Consider the following 16,005-nt stretch of genomic DNA (forward strand, 5'->3'; position numbering starts at 1 on the left):
ATTCCTTCTGGGTACCCTTTTATTATATCCTTTTTTCTATTTCACATGTTATACTTTGCTTCAAATAGCGATATGGCATGTGCTAGACAAATCGTATCATATTCTTTTATTTCCTTCTCTGTTTTTAATATCGTAATTCCTTTTACTTTTCGATACTTATACTTATCTACTTTTTCAATTATTCCAGCGCTACATAAAAAATCCATATACTCTATAATAGCTAATTTCCATACATGTTGCGGAAAATACGGTAAGATTCGTCTTTTCAAGTTACGCTTGTTACTTACATAAGAAAATACAGCATGTAAGGAAAAATAGTCTCCACGCTTAAAATTCTCCATAAAGTCTAGACAAAGAAACGCTTGCCATATAAAGGGCGATGTTTGAAATGAAAAAGCAGATGGGAGCGGAACTCCAATTTCAGAGGGAAAAATAGATGGAGAAATTTTCAGTTGATAGAACATACGAAGCAATGCTTTCTGATGACCATTCCAAATGGGTAGAGCGTGCATGCGAAAGTAGTTCTTTTTATTTTGCCATACTCTTTCTAACACGCCTTTTGGAAAAGGAATTTGCTGAAAAATATTTTCAAATGTACTTGTTCGTATAGAAAAAGGAATGATATGTGCAAAATGAATATTCGTAGAGAATGGGATCAAAAATATACACTTTTGGAATATTTTTTTATCGGGGCAAAAAAATAAGAGATATGGTTGAGGATAAGATTGAATACAAAAAGCATGAAAAGAAGATATAGAAGTCCAATACGTAGCATTTCTGTTCAATTGGTTACCGCCTAATATCCAAATGATTTGTATGCCTGCTTTCTGATACGCATATGTTCGCTTTTGTAATTGATTTGCCGAAATGGACGTGCACTGATATTCAATCGCCAGTCTTCTCCCATTCCTCTCTATTAAAATATCTGGTCTCTGACGAATTTCCGGGAGATACTTCTCAATTTCGGCGCAGAACTTTTGCGATATGATCCATCTATATAACTGTTCTTTCCCCCTCATATGATAATTTGATTCAGGTTCTGCTGAGCCTATGCACTGCTCGATATTTTTATGAGCGAAATGCCAAACTTTTTGATTCCCTAATTTTAATTGTACTTCTTTTCCGCAAGCTGGACAAAAAAAACGTTCCTTTTCTCGTAATATAAGCAATTTTTTCTTATCTTGATGATAGAGAAGGTGGATTGTTTCACCGTTTTCTCGCTTCGCCACAAACAATAGCGCCACATCCTTTCTACATTTCGTTACATTCTGCAACATACGTCCTCATTCCTGTCTACCTTAAAGAAAAAAAAGATGTTCTCTTCAGAACACCTTTTTATAATAATGGCGATAGTAAGCGATATGTTGATTCAACAATCCGTTTATGCAGGCGTCGTTTATGAAAATGATCACCATGAATTTCGCTTGACACTTGTAAGTCCTCTTCAAAATCTTGTACAAGTTTTCGAATACTCCCTGTATCATATAAAAAGGCATTTACTTCAAAATTCAAATGAAAACTTCTCATGTCCATATTTGCTGTCCCAATGGAAGCCAAGTCAGAATCAACAATTACAACTTTACTATGCAGAAATCCTTTTTCATATTCATATATTTTCACACCTGCATCTAATAACTCCGGGAAATACGATCTCGATGCATAAAAGACTGTGCGCTTATCCGGTTTGCTCGGCATTAATAAACGCACATCAATGCCTGCAAGCGCGGCAACTTTCAGCGCCGACAAAATATCATCATCGGGAATAAAGTACGGTGTAGCAATCCAAATCGATTTTCTCGCAGAGGCAATCATCGCAAAATATAGATGTTTAATCGTTTCCCATTTGTTATCTGGCCCTCCTGCTACAAGCTGTACGCCCCCCCAATGATCTCCTTCTACAGATTGTGCTTGTAAATATTCAGGAGCTAGTACAGCTTCGCCTGTCATATAAAACCAATCTTGTAAAAAAATCAATTGTAAACTTTGAACAGCTTCGCCTCGTAAATATAAATGCGTATCTCGCCAAAATCCAAAATATTTATTTTCTCCTAAATATTCATCGCCAATATTAAGTCCCCCTACAAACCCTTCATTCCCATCAATCACCACGATTTTTCGATGATTTCGATAATTAATTTTATCATTTAAAATGGGAAAACGGACTGGGAAGAACGGGATCATCTCCACTCCCGCCTTATTCAATTCTTCAATATAGGCATTTGAAAGTTTAAAACTACCTACCGCATCATATAAAAAGCGAACAACAACTCCTTCTTTCACCTTTTGGATTAAAATATCTTTAATCTTTGTCCCAAGTTTGTCATCGCGCACAATATAGTATTCCATATGAATATGATGCTTCGCCTTTTGTAAGCCTTGCAAAATGGCTTGAAACGTTTCTTCACCATTCGTTAACACCTTTGTTTCCGTCTGAAAAGAAATATTCAGTGCCCCAAGGCGATCAGCTAAACGAAATAATAGCTCCTGATGTTTATGTTTTTGTAAAATACGCTCTCTATAATCTTCATGTCCCTTGTACTGTAAGAAAGCCTGTTCATCCAAAAGTGCCTTCTTTTGGAACATGCGCTTTCTTCGAAAATTTTGTCCAAATAATAAATAAGCAAAAAAGCCAATGACAGGGAAAATGCCTAGTACAATGAGCCATGTTAATGTTTTAGAAGGGTGTCTATTTTCTAAGAAAATTACACAACCAATTAAAAATGCTGAAATGGTAAATAAAATACTTGTAATACCTAAAAACGAAATATTTCGTATGCCTATTACATCTGAATAAAAAGCTACATCAATAACCATACGTAACGAAACAAACGCTATAAATAATCCTACAAAAAAGAAAAGTAGTTTTAATGTATTTTTCATTTCTACCCCCCTTACTAAAAAAGCTTTCTACTAGCGAAAGTATACTTTCCCTATTATACCCATCATATAAAAAGCCGATTTCATATAATTGAAATCGGCCTACGTTTTAGAAGGAAAATGCTTACGAATTGTCTCAAGTGCATGTTCGCTCATAATCTCTTTCCCATACTCACTCACACGGTGAATCGTTAAAGTAGATTCCTCTCCATATTCTAAAATAATACTTAAAATACGGTCAATTTCTTCCTCATCGTGTAGCACTTCATCGAATTCAACATATACATAATAACGATTTTCAAATGAATATAGTTGGTCTTTTATATCTTCAAAAATTAGGCGATGACTTAATGAAATAACATCTTCAAAATCTTCAAACTTAATTAAAAATCCAAGTGTTCCATCTTCATTAAAATTCGTAACCGTTCCTTCTTCCTCTAATTCTTGTTGAAATAACGATTCAATGCTTTCATCTAGAGGAATATCAATAATTTTATCGAGACCTATCGGTAATTCTAATTTTTGTCCATCTTTTGAAAGCTGTGCTTTCGTTACAAGCACTTCAATCCCTTTGTCTAACGCTTGTACTTGAATCCGCAATGGTCCATCAATAAAGAAGTCATCGTAATCACGTGCTTCATCCATCATTTCCCAAAATAATTGTTCACTTCGCTCGCGATTATACCAAATTTCTTCGCGATTAAATCCTCTATCCTCTATATCAACGTACGTAATGAAAAATTTCATCGTATGATCATTAATTCTTTCAATATCCAAAATCCAACTCTCCCTTCCTATTTGGAATTGTTATGAAGGGATTCCCCACTCATATGACAAATCAATAGATTCTTGTACTTTCATTTTATGATAAGATTCTCCAGAATGGAAATAAAATTATTTTATTTTGCAAAAACAGTTATCCGCCTAGCTCTTTGAACTCCCCTCACTTCACACTCTTACGAGCTGTTTGAAGCGGGAGATTCCTAAGAACAGCACCTTAACGATTAGTTAATAAAAACCTTCGCGACCTTTATGAAAAAATTGGACATACATTTACGAATTACACCGTACAATATACTACAGTTCATTTCTTAGTGAGATTTCGAAACATGGAAATCAAACTTATGAAACTTTTGTATTCCATACATAACCACTCATTAAAACAGAATAATGGAGGCAAAACAATGGGGGTAGATTTTTTAACATCTATACTTATGATTGTCGGTATTGATGTTGTATTAGGTGGCGATAACGCGATTGTCATCGCACTAGCTAGCCGGAACTTACCTGAATCTAAACGGAACAAAGCCATCTTTATAGGTACTAGCTTAGCCATTGTACTACGAATTTTTCTCACAATACTCGCTGTCTATTTACTTGATATTCCCTTCTTGCAACTGATTGGCGGCATTTTACTGACACTGATTGCCGTCAATTTACTTACTGATAATAGCAATGATCTTTCTTCTATTCAAGCAAAAACAACTCTCTTTCAAGCTGTTCGAACAATTGTATTTGCTGATCTTGTCATGGGATTTGATAATGTTCTTGCCATCGCTGGAGCGGCCCACGGAAATATTCTTCTCGTCATAGTCGGTCTATTCATTTCTATTCCGATTATTATTTGGGGCAGCAAACTTATTTTATTATTGATGGAACGCTTTCCTCTTCTTATTTATTGCGGCGGAGCGATTCTTGCTTACACAGCCGGAAAAATGATTACACATGAGGCACGACTCGCAACATTCTTTCATCAAAATCCTACTTTTACAGCTGGCATTCCGTTCCTTTTCGTTTTGACAGTTCTCGCTATCGGAATCATTGTTCAGCACGTAAAACCGCGTAACACGAATGAATAACACATAATTGGTATATTTTCTTATACAAAAACCTTCTACTCATTATAATAAGTAGAAGGTTTTCATATACATAACTTTATTATTAATTTACAAGACGTTGTGCTTCGCGTAATTGAAATGTTCTTACTGTACGTGGTAAGAAACGACGAATTTCGTCTTCATTATACCCTACTTGCAGGCGTTTTTCATCAATCATAATTGGACGACGTAAAATACCTGGATAATCACGAATCATCTTATATAAATCTTGAAGTGGTAAAGATTCTAAGTTAACATTTAATTCTTGGAAAACTTTCGAGCGAGTTGAAATAATCTCATCCGTCCCGCTTTCTGTCATACGTAAAATTTCTTTAATTTCCTCAATCGTTAATGGATCTGAGAAAATATTACGTTCTGTATAGGGAATATGATTTTCCTCTAGCCATAATTTTGCCTTTCTACAAGACGTACAGCTTGGAGAACTATATAATGTTACCATACAAGACTCACTCTCCTTAAAGAGTACAATTTCTGTACTAATTACAGTTTAAATTTCTACTTTCAGCAATTCCTTACTATAACTTGTCTTACAAGAAAATAAAAAATGGCTTTCCGTGTAAGCAACAGCTCAAGAAGTATTTTTCAAACACATAATAATTACTTTTAATAAGTAACTTCTATAATCATTATACAATAGAATCAGTAAGAAATATACAGTAAATTTCCTTTCTAACAAGAAAATCCAAATGCTCCTTTACTCCAATACGAAACATGGTAACACTGTATTTTTCTATCGAATTCACCCCTCTGTTACATATCGGAATCACGCATTGTTAAAGCTTTTTTCACATATATTTTCCCGTTCCAGCATAAATAAATCTGAATAAAAAACAGGATTTCTTACATTTTCTTAGTAAAACAACTTACAAATGTAATACTTACAAAAAGGAACATCTGTTCTCTTTTATTTTATCAAATCTATCATGAACTGTCTAGCTCATTTATGTTTTTTTCTGATATTTCTTTCTTTTATATCTTTTTTTTCATACAATAAATGATAAAGAGAGAAAGGGGGAATTTTTACATGATTGCTTTTTTTATGGATTTTGCAATTGTTGCGGCCCTCGTCATCGGAATTACAGCATTCATTGGTGTTATTACAAATGGAATAGGGGAAAAATTTTTCGGTAGGAAAGAAAAATTGAAATTTGTGAAGCGAAGCTCTGACATACAATCTGGTTGGAAACAAGTAGGCGGAAACGATATTTATAAAAAACGTGTGTATTAAGAAACAGGAGCCGTTTGACTCCTGTTTCTTCCTTTTTAACGAAATGATTTAATTATTCAACAGATGTCCATTTAAAGCTTAAATCTCCTCCATATTTATGAAAGTATAGATCCTTAACTGTTTCTCTTTGTAAATACGCTCTTCCGCGCTGGTATACTGGTACAATCGCTGCATCTTCTAGCAGCATCTTTTCTGCTGTAAGTAAGCTTTTCCAGCGAGCATTTGCATCGTTCCCATTTTTCTTTGCCTTCATAATTATTTCATCATATTTTGGATTCGAGTATCCCATTTTATTTTGTGTGCCACCTGTTACAAACATATCAAGGTATGAAATTGGATCTGGAAAATCAGCACTCCAACCAGTGAATGACATGACATAGTCGCCAGCACCTTCTAGTTTTAATTTTTGCGCAAATGGTTGTTGCTTTATTTTCAGCGTTAAACCTGGTAAGTTCTTTTCTAATTCCCCTTTTAAATACTCACCTGTTTTTTTCGACAATTCCACATCTTCATTTAATAATTCTAATTCAATTTCATTTTTACCAAGCTCTTTTTTACCCGCTTCCCAATATTTTTGAGCTTCTTTTATATTTGGTTTCACAATGTCACCATTTTCCACCCGGAAATCTTTTTTATTCGGCCCAAACATGAAATTTCCCGGGATTAACCCTGTTGCTGCTGTAGATCCATTGTTTAAGATTGTCTCCACAAATGGTTTTCTATCAAAAGCAAGCGAAATGGCCTTACGAATATTTTTATTCGCTAATGCTGGATCTTTTTGATTTAAACGAAGGAAGAATACTGTTGTTTCTTCAAATGTTTTAAAGTCTGGTTTTCCTTTATATTTATCGATAAATTCTGCCAATAATATAGCACGATCTACCGCTTTTGTTTCATATAAATTAATCGGTGTAGCTGTGTCTTTTACAATATTAAAATTCACTTCTTCTAATTTTACTTCTTTATGCTCCCAATAAGATGGATTCTTTTTCATCTGGAAGCTTCTCTCATGTTTCCACTCACTCAATACAAATGGACCGTTGTAAAGTGTTGTGTTCGCTTCTAGTCCAAATTTATCCCCTTGCTCTGTTACATACTTTTCATTTACAGGATAAAATAAAGGATATATTAATAAGTCTACAAAATATGGTACAGCATGCTCTAATTCTACTTCCAATGTATAATCATTAATGGCTTTTACCCCTAATTGATCCGGTGCCATTTCTTTTTTATTAATCTTTTCAGCATTTTTTATATCGTACATCATATATGCAGATTTTGCAGCCGTATCAGGATTAATTGCTCGCTTCCATGCATATTCAAAATCTTTCGCTGTTACAAGATCTCCGTTAGACCATTTCGCATCTTTCCGTAATGTAAATGTATATTTCTTACCGTCATCTGATTTTTTAAATTCTGTCGCGATTCCTGGAACTAATTTATCTCCTTTTCCAAGGCGATACAATCCTTCCATTGTATTATTCATTACTTCGGCAGAAAGCGAATCGGCTGATAAAGCTGGATCCATCGTTGGAATTTCTTGTGTTTCAATTAAATTTAAGACTTGCTTTGCACCGCTTTTACCGCTAGTCCCTTTTGCCTTCGGTTCATCTTTTTGATAACTACATGCCCCTAACACCATACTTACTGCCATCGTAGATGCTACGAAAATCGGTAGTTTTTTCCTCATAATTCCATCCCCCTACAAATGTTAACCTTTTCATTTTCGAACAAAAAGAAATATATGTATATTCCAACAATTTATATTATACACATAAATATAATTTTTTGGTATCTTTTTTCTATTTCATTAAAATTTTCTGTTATTATAAACTTCTTTGTAAACGTTTTATATTACTGTTTTTTCTATTTATAATACAAAAAAACTTCTTTCGCTTTCGTAACTTAAAATTATCAAAATATAACCACTTCTTATAAACATAGATATACTTGTATAATCATTCTAACTAGAAAAATCGCGTTTAAAAACTTTATAAATTACGCAACAAAATGCATGCAAGTGTTAATAAAGTATGATAAGATACACTTTGCTAAAAAACAATGTTTGTAAAGAGGGGGACGTAATGACAGCTCTTCATGCAAAAGATATAAAAGAGGAGAAGTTAAATTTATTTTTCTTAACTTGGCCTATTTTTTTAGAAGTTTTTCTGTTTATGTTAATGGGGATTGCCGATACGTTTATGTTAAGTGCATTATCTGATGATGCTGTATCAGGCGTTGGTGCAGCCAATCAATATCTCCACATTGCAATATTAGTACTGGAAGTAATCGGAAACGGCGCTGCGATTGTTGTATCTCAATACCTCGGATCGAAACGATATATGGAAGCCTCTAAAATATCAGCACTAGCAGTTACATTAAACTTGGTAGTCGGGCTTGTAATAAGCGCCGGTTTTCTTTTGTTTGCAAAACATATGATGGCGGCAATGAATTTACAAGGTGATGTATTAATTTACGCTCAAAATTATTTATCCATTGTTGGCGGAGCAATTTTTCTTCAAGCAATTATTAATTCACTTGCTGCTATTATTCGTGTACATGGATTTACAAAACAAGCCATGTTTATTTCATTCGGAATGAATATTCTTCATATTGCTGGAAACTATATGCTGATTTTCGGAAAGTTCGGTATGCCTGAACTTGGAGTACAAGGAGCGGCGATATCTTCTGCATTCAGCCGACTGATCGCATTGATTGTCTTCTTCTGGTTGCTTTATCGTGTGATGGAATACCGCGTCAAATTGACCTATTACTTTACTCTATCGAAAGAATATGTAGGAAAAATCTTAAAAATCGGAATTCCTTCTGCCTTTGAGCAAGTCATGTACCAAGCTTGTCAAATTGTCTTTCTATACTACGCAACGTATTTAGGGGCTGATTCATTAGCCGCTAGACAATACGCAACCAATATTTCCATGTTCACATATTTATTTGCTATCGCGATTGGAATGGGAACAGCGATTATCGTTGGGCGTTTAGTTGGTGGAAGTAAGCAAGATGAAGCTTATGTACGCGTATGGAAAAGTGTGAAATGGGCTCTATTTGTCACTTTATGTATGGTCATTCTCGTAATTACATTCCGCATACAATTAATGCAATTATTTACACATAATCCAGATGTAATCGCGTTAGGGGCGACCGTTCTTTTACTCAGCATTCTATTAGAAACAGGACGCACGATGAATATCGTTATTATCAATTCACTGCGTGCAGCAGGTGACGCCAAATATCCTGTTCTCATCGGAGCTTTTTCTATGGTGTTAATGAGCTTACCACTCGGATACTTTTTTGTATTTTATTTACACATGGGACTTCCTGGAATCTGGCTAGCAATCGCAATTGATGAATGGACACGTGCGATTATTATGTTCTTCCGCTGGAGAAGTCGATTGTGGGAAAATTATGCGCTTGTTAAACCAGAAGTACAAGAAGAAACAGTGCCTATGCAAGCATAAAAAAAGCGGCAATGAAAGCCGCTTTTTTTATTGATAAATTCCTTTATATTTCTTATACTCAGCTTCCGAACATAAAACAAAATGTCCCGGGCGAATTTCTCGCATTGTTGGTACTTCACTTCCATATTGGTGCTGAGATGGATCGTATACAATACGTTTACGATTTCGCTCATAATCTGGATCTGGAAGTGGGATCGCTGAAAGTAAAGATTTTGTATACGGATGAATTGGATTTTCATATAATTCATCGCTGCTCGCCAATTCTACAATTTGACCACGATACATAACACCAATGCGATCACTAATATATTTTACCATCGATAGATCATGGGCAATAAATAAGTATGTTAACCCTTTTTCTCTTTGTAGTTTTTTCATTAAGTTGACAACTTGTGCTTGAATGGATACGTCAAGCGCTGAAATTGGCTCATCGGCAATAATAAATTCAGGCTTTACCGCTAAGGCACGAGCGATCCCGATGCGCTGACGTTGTCCACCTGAGAATTCATGCGGAAAACGGTTTGCATGTTCTTTATTTAAACCAACTGTTTTTAATAGCTCATGCACACGATCCATACGTTCTTTTTTATTTTTTGCTAATCCGTGAATATCAATGCCTTCTGCAATAATATCTCCTACTGTCATACGAGGGTTCAACGATGCATATGGATCTTGGAAAATCATTTGCATTTTTCGGTTGAATTTTTTTAGTTCTGCTCGAGATTTTTTACCATGTACATTTTCACCATCAAATAATACTTCTCCAGCTGTTGCATCATATAAACGAATGATCGTTCTTCCAGTTGTCGATTTTCCACAACCAGATTCTCCTACAAGACCAAATGTCTCTCCGCGGTAAATATCAAATGAAATATTATTAACCGCTTTAACAACACCACCACTTACGTTGAAGTGTTGACTTACATTTTTTACTTCAATTAATTTTTCACGTTGTTTAGTCATGTTGTTCACCTGCTTTCATTTGAAGAATACGTTTTTCAACAGCTGCTGGTGGTTTTACTTCCGGCGCTTGCTCATGAAGTAACCAAGTTGCCGCATAATGTGTATCACTCACTTTAAATAAAGGTGGCTCCATTTCAAAATCAATTTTTAAAGCCTGTGGATTTCGTGGTGCGAACGCATCACCTTTTGGCGGCTTTAATAAATCTGGTGGCGTTCCCGGAATTGCATATAGTTCTTCTTCAGAACCATCTAAACTTGGCATAGAAGCAATAAGGCCCCACGTATATGGATGTTTCGGGTTATAGAAAATTTCATCAACTGTTCCGATTTCAACAACTTTCCCCGCATACATAACAGCGACACGATCAGCAACATTTGCCACTACACCTAAATCATGCGTAATAAAAATAATAGCTGCTTCTGTTTTTTGCTGAATATCTTTCATTAATTCCAAAATTTGTGCTTGGATCGTAACGTCAAGTGCAGTTGTCGGCTCATCGGCAATTAATAATTTCGGATTACAAGCTAGTGCCATTGCAATTACAACACGCTGTCTCATACCACCGGAAAACTGGTGCGGATATTGTTTTAAACGAGCATCTGGATTTGGAATCCCAACAAGGTCAAGAAGCTCTAATGCAACTTTGCGAGCATCCGCTTTGCTCATTCCTTGATGCTTAATAAGGCCTTCCATAATTTGATTGCCAATTGTCATCGTTGGATTGAGGGACGTCATTGGATCTTGGAAAATCATCGCAATCTCTTTTCCACGCACAGCCTGCATTTCTTTTTCTGTTAGTTTTGTTAAGTCACGACCTTCAAATAAAATTTCTCCTTTTTTAATACGTCCTGGCGGATTTGGGATTAATCCCATTAACGCCTTGGAAGTCACTGATTTTCCGGAACCAGACTCCCCTACAATCGCTAATGTTTCTCCTTTTTTCAAATCAAAAGTAACACCGCGTACAGCTTGTACTTCACCTGCATGCGTATCAAAGGAGACTTGTAAATCTTTTACCTCTAGCAATTTTTTCATTCTTTACCTCTCCCCTCTTTTACTTACGCATTTTTGGATCTAACGCGTCGCGTAATCCATCCGCCATTAAGTTAAATGCTAAAATTAACATACTGATGACAATCGCAGGGATGAACATCATATGTGGATACGTTTGAATGGATTTGTAACCATCATTTACAAGTGAGCCAAGTGATGCAAATGGTGGCTGAATACCAAGACCAATGAAACTTAAGAACGCTTCACCAAACACCGCAGTTGGAATTGTGAACATTGTCATAACGATAATCGGCCCCATTACGTTTGGAATTAAATGTTTGATAATTAATTGTGTGTTTGTGGCACCTAGTGTACGTGATGCTAATACATATTCTTGATTTTTTAATTTTAATACTTGTCCACGAACGATACGTGACATCCCAATCCAACCTGTAATCGCCATCGCAAGTGTAATTGACCATATACCAGATCCCATAATGATTACCATTAAAATAACGATAATTAAATACGGAATACCGTTAATAATTTCCATAACACGCTGCATAATATTATCTACTCGTCCACCATAGAACGCTGAAATCCCTCCGTATGCAACCCCGATAATTAAATCAATCGCAGCTGCTAAAAGCGCGATATATAATGATACACGTGTCCCATCCCATGTTCTTGTCCATAAATCGCGACCTAGGTCGTCTGTACCGAACCAGAAAGACTCTTTAATATCACGTTTTTTATATTGATCCACACCATATTGGTCTGTTCCATCAAATGGTAACCAATGAATATTTTCGAGCACTGGAATTTTTGGTGGCAATTTCGCACGACTTAAGTCTTGATCTTTATAAGAATACTTACTTACCATCGGTCCAAAAATCGCTAGTAATGTAATAATAACTAATAATACAAGACCGAACATTGCACCTTTATGCTGAAATAAGCGTTTTCTTACATCTTGCCAAAACGTTAAGCTCGGACGGGCAATGACTTCATTATCAACATTACTTTGATTTGCTGGTTGAAATAAATCTGGAGATAATTTTTGTACATCTTTCATCATTTTTTCCCTCCCGCTAAACGAATACGAGGATCAATAATTCCATATAAAATATCTACGATGAAAATAACGAAAATAAAGACTGCACTATAGAAAATTGTTGTCCCCATAATAACTGTATAATCATTTAATGTAATCGACTTAACGAATTGTTCCCCAAGTCCAGGAACAGCATAAATTTGCTCAATAACAAGTGTTCCTGTAATCAACCCTGCAACCATCGGCCCTAAAATTGTAACAACTGGAATCAGTGCATTACGAAGAGCATGTTTCACAATAATGACGCCTTGACTAATTCCTTTTGCCTTCGCTGTTAAAATATAATCAGCTTGCATTACTTCAATTAATTCAGCACGAGCAAAACGTGCGATTGTTGCAATAACTGCCATCGATAAAGCGATTGTTGGCATAACTGTAAATTCAGGTCCTTTCCAGAATGCAACTGGGAACCAGCCGAGTTTTACCCCTACGAAATATTGTAATAGTGCTGCAAATACAAAGGATGGTACCGACATTCCGAGTACGGAAATAATCGTCGCCCCATAATCGACCCATGTATTATTTCGAAGTGCTGCAATAATTCCTAAAATTAGCCCAATAAATGACCCTAAAAGAATTGCCTGAAAACCGAGCTGGGCGGATGGTCCAATACGTTCTGCAATCATATCCGTTACCGGACGATTATCATATTGGAACGATACTCCTAAATCGCCTTTTGCTAAGTTTCCTAAATAGCGTGCGTACTGCACTGGTACCGGATCATTTAAACCATATTTCTCCAAAATGATTTCTTTTTGTTCCGGAGATAATTTCTCCTGATTTTTGAGTGGAGAACCCGGCAATAATTTCATTAAGAAGAATGTTAATGATGTAATTAAAAATAATGTCAAAAACATATATACGAAACGCTTTAATACATAACGTCCCATAGTCAAGCACCTCCCCATTTTTTTCAAAAGCAATAAGATAGTTTTAAATATTCTTACTTTTATATTTTTAAAATAAGAGCATATGCCCATCATGGACATATCCCCTTTATAAACGATGAAATTAAGTGAAACTTTAATCAGCAGGGGGTTCTTCATCCCCTACTGATTATGAATCCTCACCAATCGGGCTGCCGATAAAAACTACTATTTTTCAACGGACGCCCATTTATATGTTAGTTTACCACCATAAGAAATTGGAATAATGTCTTTCACACCATCTTTTATAACATAGGCAGATCCTTTTTGGAATATTGGTGCAATAACAGCGTCTTCTTTTATTAACATTTTTTCAACCTCTAGAAGATTATTCCAACGAGCTTGTAAATCTTTTGTGTCTGTTTTTGCTTTTTGAATGAATTCGTCATATTTTGGGTTTGAGTATCCTGTTTTGTTTTGCGTACCATTTGTCACAAACATATCTAAATATGAAATTGGATCTGGATAATCAGGACTCCAAACAGCAAGTGAAATATCATATTCCCCTGAGTCTTCCAATTTCATTTTTTGCGCAAACGGTTGTTGTTTTATATGAATGGTTACACCTGGTAAATTCTTCTCAATTTCACCTTTTAAGAACTCACCAACTTTTTTGGAATCGTCATCATCAAAGTTTAAAACTGATAGTTCAACTTTATCAGTTCCAAGCTCTTTTTTCGCGGCTTCCCAAAGTTTTCTTGCTTCTTTTGTATCCGTTTTAACTAACTTACCATTTTCAGCGCGAAAATCTTTTTTATTTGGACCTTCAGCAAAATCTTTTCCAACAAATCCGTAAGCACCAATCGCTCCATTATTTAAAATAACTTTCGCGATATTTTCACGGTCAAAAGACATGGAGATTGCTTTTCGTAAATTTTTATTATGTAAGAACTGATTTTTCTGATTAAATCTTAAATAGGCAACCCCATTTTCTTCTCTCGTTTTAAACTCTGAACTTTGTCTAAACTTATCTACAAATTCCGAGCTTAATGGTGTACGATCAATCGCATTTGTTTCATATAAGTTCACATTCGTTGCTGTATCTTTTACAATATTAAAGTTAATCTCTTCGATTTTAACAGTTTTGTTATCCCAATAGGATGGATTTTTCTTAAGTTGGAAACTACGTTCATGCTTCCATTCACTCATCACAAATGGTCCATTATACAAAGTTGTATTGGCTTCTAAACCAAATTTATCTCCTTGTGACTTCACAAAATTTTCGTTCAGCGGATAAAATACAGGATACACTGTTAAATCAACAAAATAAGGAATTGGGTTGTCTAATTCCACTTCTAATGTATAGTCATCAACCGCCTTGACTCCTAATTGATCCGGTGACAATTCTCTTTTATGAATTTTCTCTGCATTTTTAATATCAAACATAATATAAGAATATGTTGCTTTTGTATCTGGATTTACTGCTCTTTTCCATGCATATACAAAATCTTTCGCTGTGACAGGATCGCCGTTTGACCATTTCGCATCTTTTCTCAACTTGAATATATACTTCTTACCGTCATCCAACTTTTCGAATGATTCTGCAACACCAGGCATCCTTTTTTGTTTTTCACCAATACGATATAATCCTTCCATCGTATTGTTTAACACTGTTGATGATGCTGAATCTGATGCTAATGATGCATCCATTGACGGAATTTCTGATGGTTCTGTCAAATTCAGAATCGGCTTTCCATTACTACTAGATGCCGCTTCTTTCCCTTTTGCTTTTCCATCATCTTTTTGGTAACTACAAGCCCCAAGTAACATGCTTACAGTCAATGTTGACGCAAGTAATAATGGTATCTTTCTCTTCATAGCTGCACTGCCTCCCCTAATTGCACGTCCTGTACCCAATTCGCTAGAAATTGAAAGAATAATCTCCAAGTTTCTACAATTTTCATTATACATATAATACAACAATTGTGAATATAATTTTTTGTTTTTTTGTTAAAATTTTAAATAAAATATTTATTTTTTGATAAAGGGATAACTTAGCATTGATTCCACCATATTGAAATACAACTTACAATTGCGTATAATTTTCAAATAATTAATTATATTACTCATTATAACTTTCATAGTATAATAATTCCAGTAAAATTTTTTTACGGAGGGGAACATTTTGAAACAAATTTTTTTCCATACTTGTATACTAATTTTCATAGCAATCATCGTTTCTAGTATCGGTGCTTTGCTCTCTTCACCTCATTTTTTGTTAAATTTCGTCAATTTATCTTTTTATATTGCACTAGTTTTTGTGATTGTGGGTGGCTTTTTATTCTTATTTCAAAATGGCTTTTTCAACGTAACGATGTACGCCTTCCAAAAAGTATTTGGAACGAACAAAAAAATTGAATCTCTTATTGAAGAACTGGAAGCACCTGAAGATAAAAAAGAACGGATCTATAAAACATATTCATTCAAATGGACCTATCCAATTTGTCTCGCAGGTCTTCTACTAGCAGCCCTTTCAACAATCATTAGTGTCACCATTCTGATGTAGTTTGCAAACCATCTTTCGTAATG

General features: G+C 35.1%; 14 protein-coding genes. 4 read left to right on the forward strand and 10 right to left on the reverse strand.

What is annotated here, in order from left to right; all coding sequences use genetic code 11:
* Nucleotides 1-41 precede the first annotated feature (41 nt).
* The 3 genes from MR056_RS05360 to mecA form a co-directional block, all read right to left on the reverse strand.
* Nucleotides 42-1,244: a competence protein CoiA gene (locus MR056_RS05360; RefSeq protein WP_109090165.1), complete on the reverse strand. Its 1,203-nt coding sequence runs from the start codon at nucleotides 1,242-1,244 to the stop codon at nucleotides 42-44.
* A gap of 91 nt (nucleotides 1,245-1,335) precedes the next feature.
* Nucleotides 1,336-2,880: a cardiolipin synthase gene (gene cls / locus MR056_RS05365; protein WP_011983994.1), complete on the reverse strand. Its 1,545-nt coding sequence runs from the start codon at nucleotides 2,878-2,880 to the stop codon at nucleotides 1,336-1,338.
* A gap of 99 nt (nucleotides 2,881-2,979) precedes the next feature.
* Nucleotides 2,980-3,654 (reverse strand): adaptor protein MecA, encoded by a 675-nt coding sequence (mecA, locus tag MR056_RS05370; protein WP_242136524.1) that lies wholly within the window; start codon nucleotides 3,652-3,654, stop codon nucleotides 2,980-2,982.
* Between the two features lie 407 nt (nucleotides 3,655-4,061).
* On the opposite strand from mecA, the gene MR056_RS05375 reads away from it, so the two are divergent.
* The gene (locus MR056_RS05375) at nucleotides 4,062-4,736 is read left to right on the forward strand and encodes a TerC family protein (RefSeq protein ID WP_011983992.1); all 675 of its coding nucleotides are present in this window, start codon (nucleotides 4,062-4,064) and stop codon (nucleotides 4,734-4,736) included.
* A gap of 82 nt (nucleotides 4,737-4,818) precedes the next feature.
* Here MR056_RS05375 and spx read toward each other — a convergent pair whose 3' ends face one another.
* On the reverse strand, nucleotides 4,819-5,214 hold the full coding sequence (spx, locus tag MR056_RS05380; RefSeq protein ID WP_000258267.1) for a transcriptional regulator Spx: 396 nt from the start codon (nucleotides 5,212-5,214) through the stop codon (nucleotides 4,819-4,821).
* 585 nt (nucleotides 5,215-5,799) lie between these two features.
* On the opposite strand from spx, the gene MR056_RS05385 reads away from it, so the two are divergent.
* Complete coding sequence (locus MR056_RS05385) at nucleotides 5,800-6,003, forward strand: hypothetical protein (protein WP_011983991.1); 204 nt, start codon at nucleotides 5,800-5,802, stop codon at nucleotides 6,001-6,003.
* Nucleotides 6,004-6,055: 52 nt separating this feature from the next.
* Here the strand turns inward: MR056_RS05385 and MR056_RS05390 are convergent, their stop codons facing one another.
* Entirely contained in the window at nucleotides 6,056-7,693 is a 1,638-nt protein-coding gene (locus tag MR056_RS05390; RefSeq protein ID WP_011983990.1) for a peptide ABC transporter substrate-binding protein, read from the reverse strand.
* 343 nt (nucleotides 7,694-8,036) lie between these two features.
* Between MR056_RS05390 and MR056_RS05395 the strand changes: the two genes are divergently transcribed.
* Entirely contained in the window at nucleotides 8,037-9,479 is a 1,443-nt protein-coding gene (locus tag MR056_RS05395; protein WP_081428351.1) for an MATE family efflux transporter, read from the forward strand.
* A 27-nt stretch (nucleotides 9,480-9,506) separates the two neighbouring features.
* On the opposite strand, the gene MR056_RS05400 is transcribed toward MR056_RS05395, so the two are convergent.
* From MR056_RS05400 to MR056_RS05420, 5 genes are all read right to left on the reverse strand, one after another.
* Complete coding sequence (locus MR056_RS05400; protein ID WP_011983988.1) at nucleotides 9,507-10,442, reverse strand: ABC transporter ATP-binding protein; 936 nt, start codon at nucleotides 10,440-10,442, stop codon at nucleotides 9,507-9,509.
* A complete protein-coding gene (locus MR056_RS05405) occupies nucleotides 10,435-11,478 on the reverse strand; it encodes an ABC transporter ATP-binding protein (protein WP_011983987.1) in 1,044 nt (347 codons plus the stop codon). The genes MR056_RS05400 and MR056_RS05405 overlap by 8 nt, the downstream gene beginning before the upstream one ends.
* Before the next feature lie 19 nt (nucleotides 11,479-11,497).
* On the reverse strand, nucleotides 11,498-12,514 hold the full coding sequence (opp3C, locus tag MR056_RS05410) for an oligopeptide ABC transporter permease (RefSeq protein ID WP_011983986.1): 1,017 nt from the start codon (nucleotides 12,512-12,514) through the stop codon (nucleotides 11,498-11,500).
* Nucleotides 12,511-13,440: an oligopeptide ABC transporter permease gene (opp3b, locus tag MR056_RS05415; RefSeq protein ID WP_011983985.1), complete on the reverse strand. Its 930-nt coding sequence runs from the start codon at nucleotides 13,438-13,440 to the stop codon at nucleotides 12,511-12,513. Before opp3b ends, opp3C begins: the two co-directional genes overlap by 4 nt.
* Nucleotides 13,441-13,644: 204 nt before the next feature.
* A complete protein-coding gene (locus MR056_RS05420; protein ID WP_087098021.1) occupies nucleotides 13,645-15,294 on the reverse strand; it encodes a peptide ABC transporter substrate-binding protein in 1,650 nt (549 codons plus the stop codon).
* 307 nt (nucleotides 15,295-15,601) lie between these two features.
* Between MR056_RS05420 and MR056_RS05425 the strand changes: the two genes are divergently transcribed.
* Nucleotides 15,602-15,982 (forward strand): DUF3899 domain-containing protein, encoded by a 381-nt coding sequence (locus tag MR056_RS05425; RefSeq protein WP_011983984.1) that lies wholly within the window; start codon nucleotides 15,602-15,604, stop codon nucleotides 15,980-15,982.
* The last annotated feature ends 23 nt before the right edge of the window (nucleotides 15,983-16,005 follow it).

Origin of the sequence: Bacillus cereus group sp. BfR-BA-01360, assembly GCF_022663595.1 — a bacterium.
Classification (GTDB): domain Bacteria; phylum Bacillota; class Bacilli; order Bacillales; family Bacillaceae_G; genus Bacillus_A; species Bacillus_A cytotoxicus.

What these genes read in the sequence shown, in the direction of transcription:
- cls (WP_011983994.1), bottom strand. Translation starts at nt 2,880, where the DNA reads ATGAAAAATACATTAAAACTACTTTTCTTTTTTGTAGGATTATTTATA.
- MR056_RS05375 (WP_011983992.1), top strand. Translation starts at nt 4,062, where the DNA reads ATGGGGGTAGATTTTTTAACATCTATACTTATGATTGTCGGTATTGAT.
- spx (WP_000258267.1), bottom strand. Translation starts at nt 5,214, where the DNA reads ATGGTAACATTATATAGTTCTCCAAGCTGTACGTCTTGTAGAAAGGCA.
- MR056_RS05385 (WP_011983991.1), top strand. Translation starts at nt 5,800, where the DNA reads ATGATTGCTTTTTTTATGGATTTTGCAATTGTTGCGGCCCTCGTCATC.
- MR056_RS05390 (WP_011983990.1), bottom strand. Translation starts at nt 7,693, where the DNA reads ATGAGGAAAAAACTACCGATTTTCGTAGCATCTACGATGGCAGTAAGT.
- MR056_RS05395 (WP_081428351.1), top strand. Translation starts at nt 8,037, where the DNA reads ATGATAAGATACACTTTGCTAAAAAACAATGTTTGTAAAGAGGGGGAC.
- MR056_RS05400 (WP_011983988.1), bottom strand. Translation starts at nt 10,442, where the DNA reads ATGACTAAACAACGTGAAAAATTAATTGAAGTAAAAAATGTAAGTCAA.
- MR056_RS05405 (WP_011983987.1), bottom strand. Translation starts at nt 11,478, where the DNA reads ATGAAAAAATTGCTAGAGGTAAAAGATTTACAAGTCTCCTTTGATACG.
- opp3C (WP_011983986.1), bottom strand. Translation starts at nt 12,514, where the DNA reads ATGATGAAAGATGTACAAAAATTATCTCCAGATTTATTTCAACCAGCA.
- opp3b (WP_011983985.1), bottom strand. Translation starts at nt 13,440, where the DNA reads ATGGGACGTTATGTATTAAAGCGTTTCGTATATATGTTTTTGACATTA.
- MR056_RS05420 (WP_087098021.1), bottom strand. Translation starts at nt 15,294, where the DNA reads ATGAAGAGAAAGATACCATTATTACTTGCGTCAACATTGACTGTAAGC.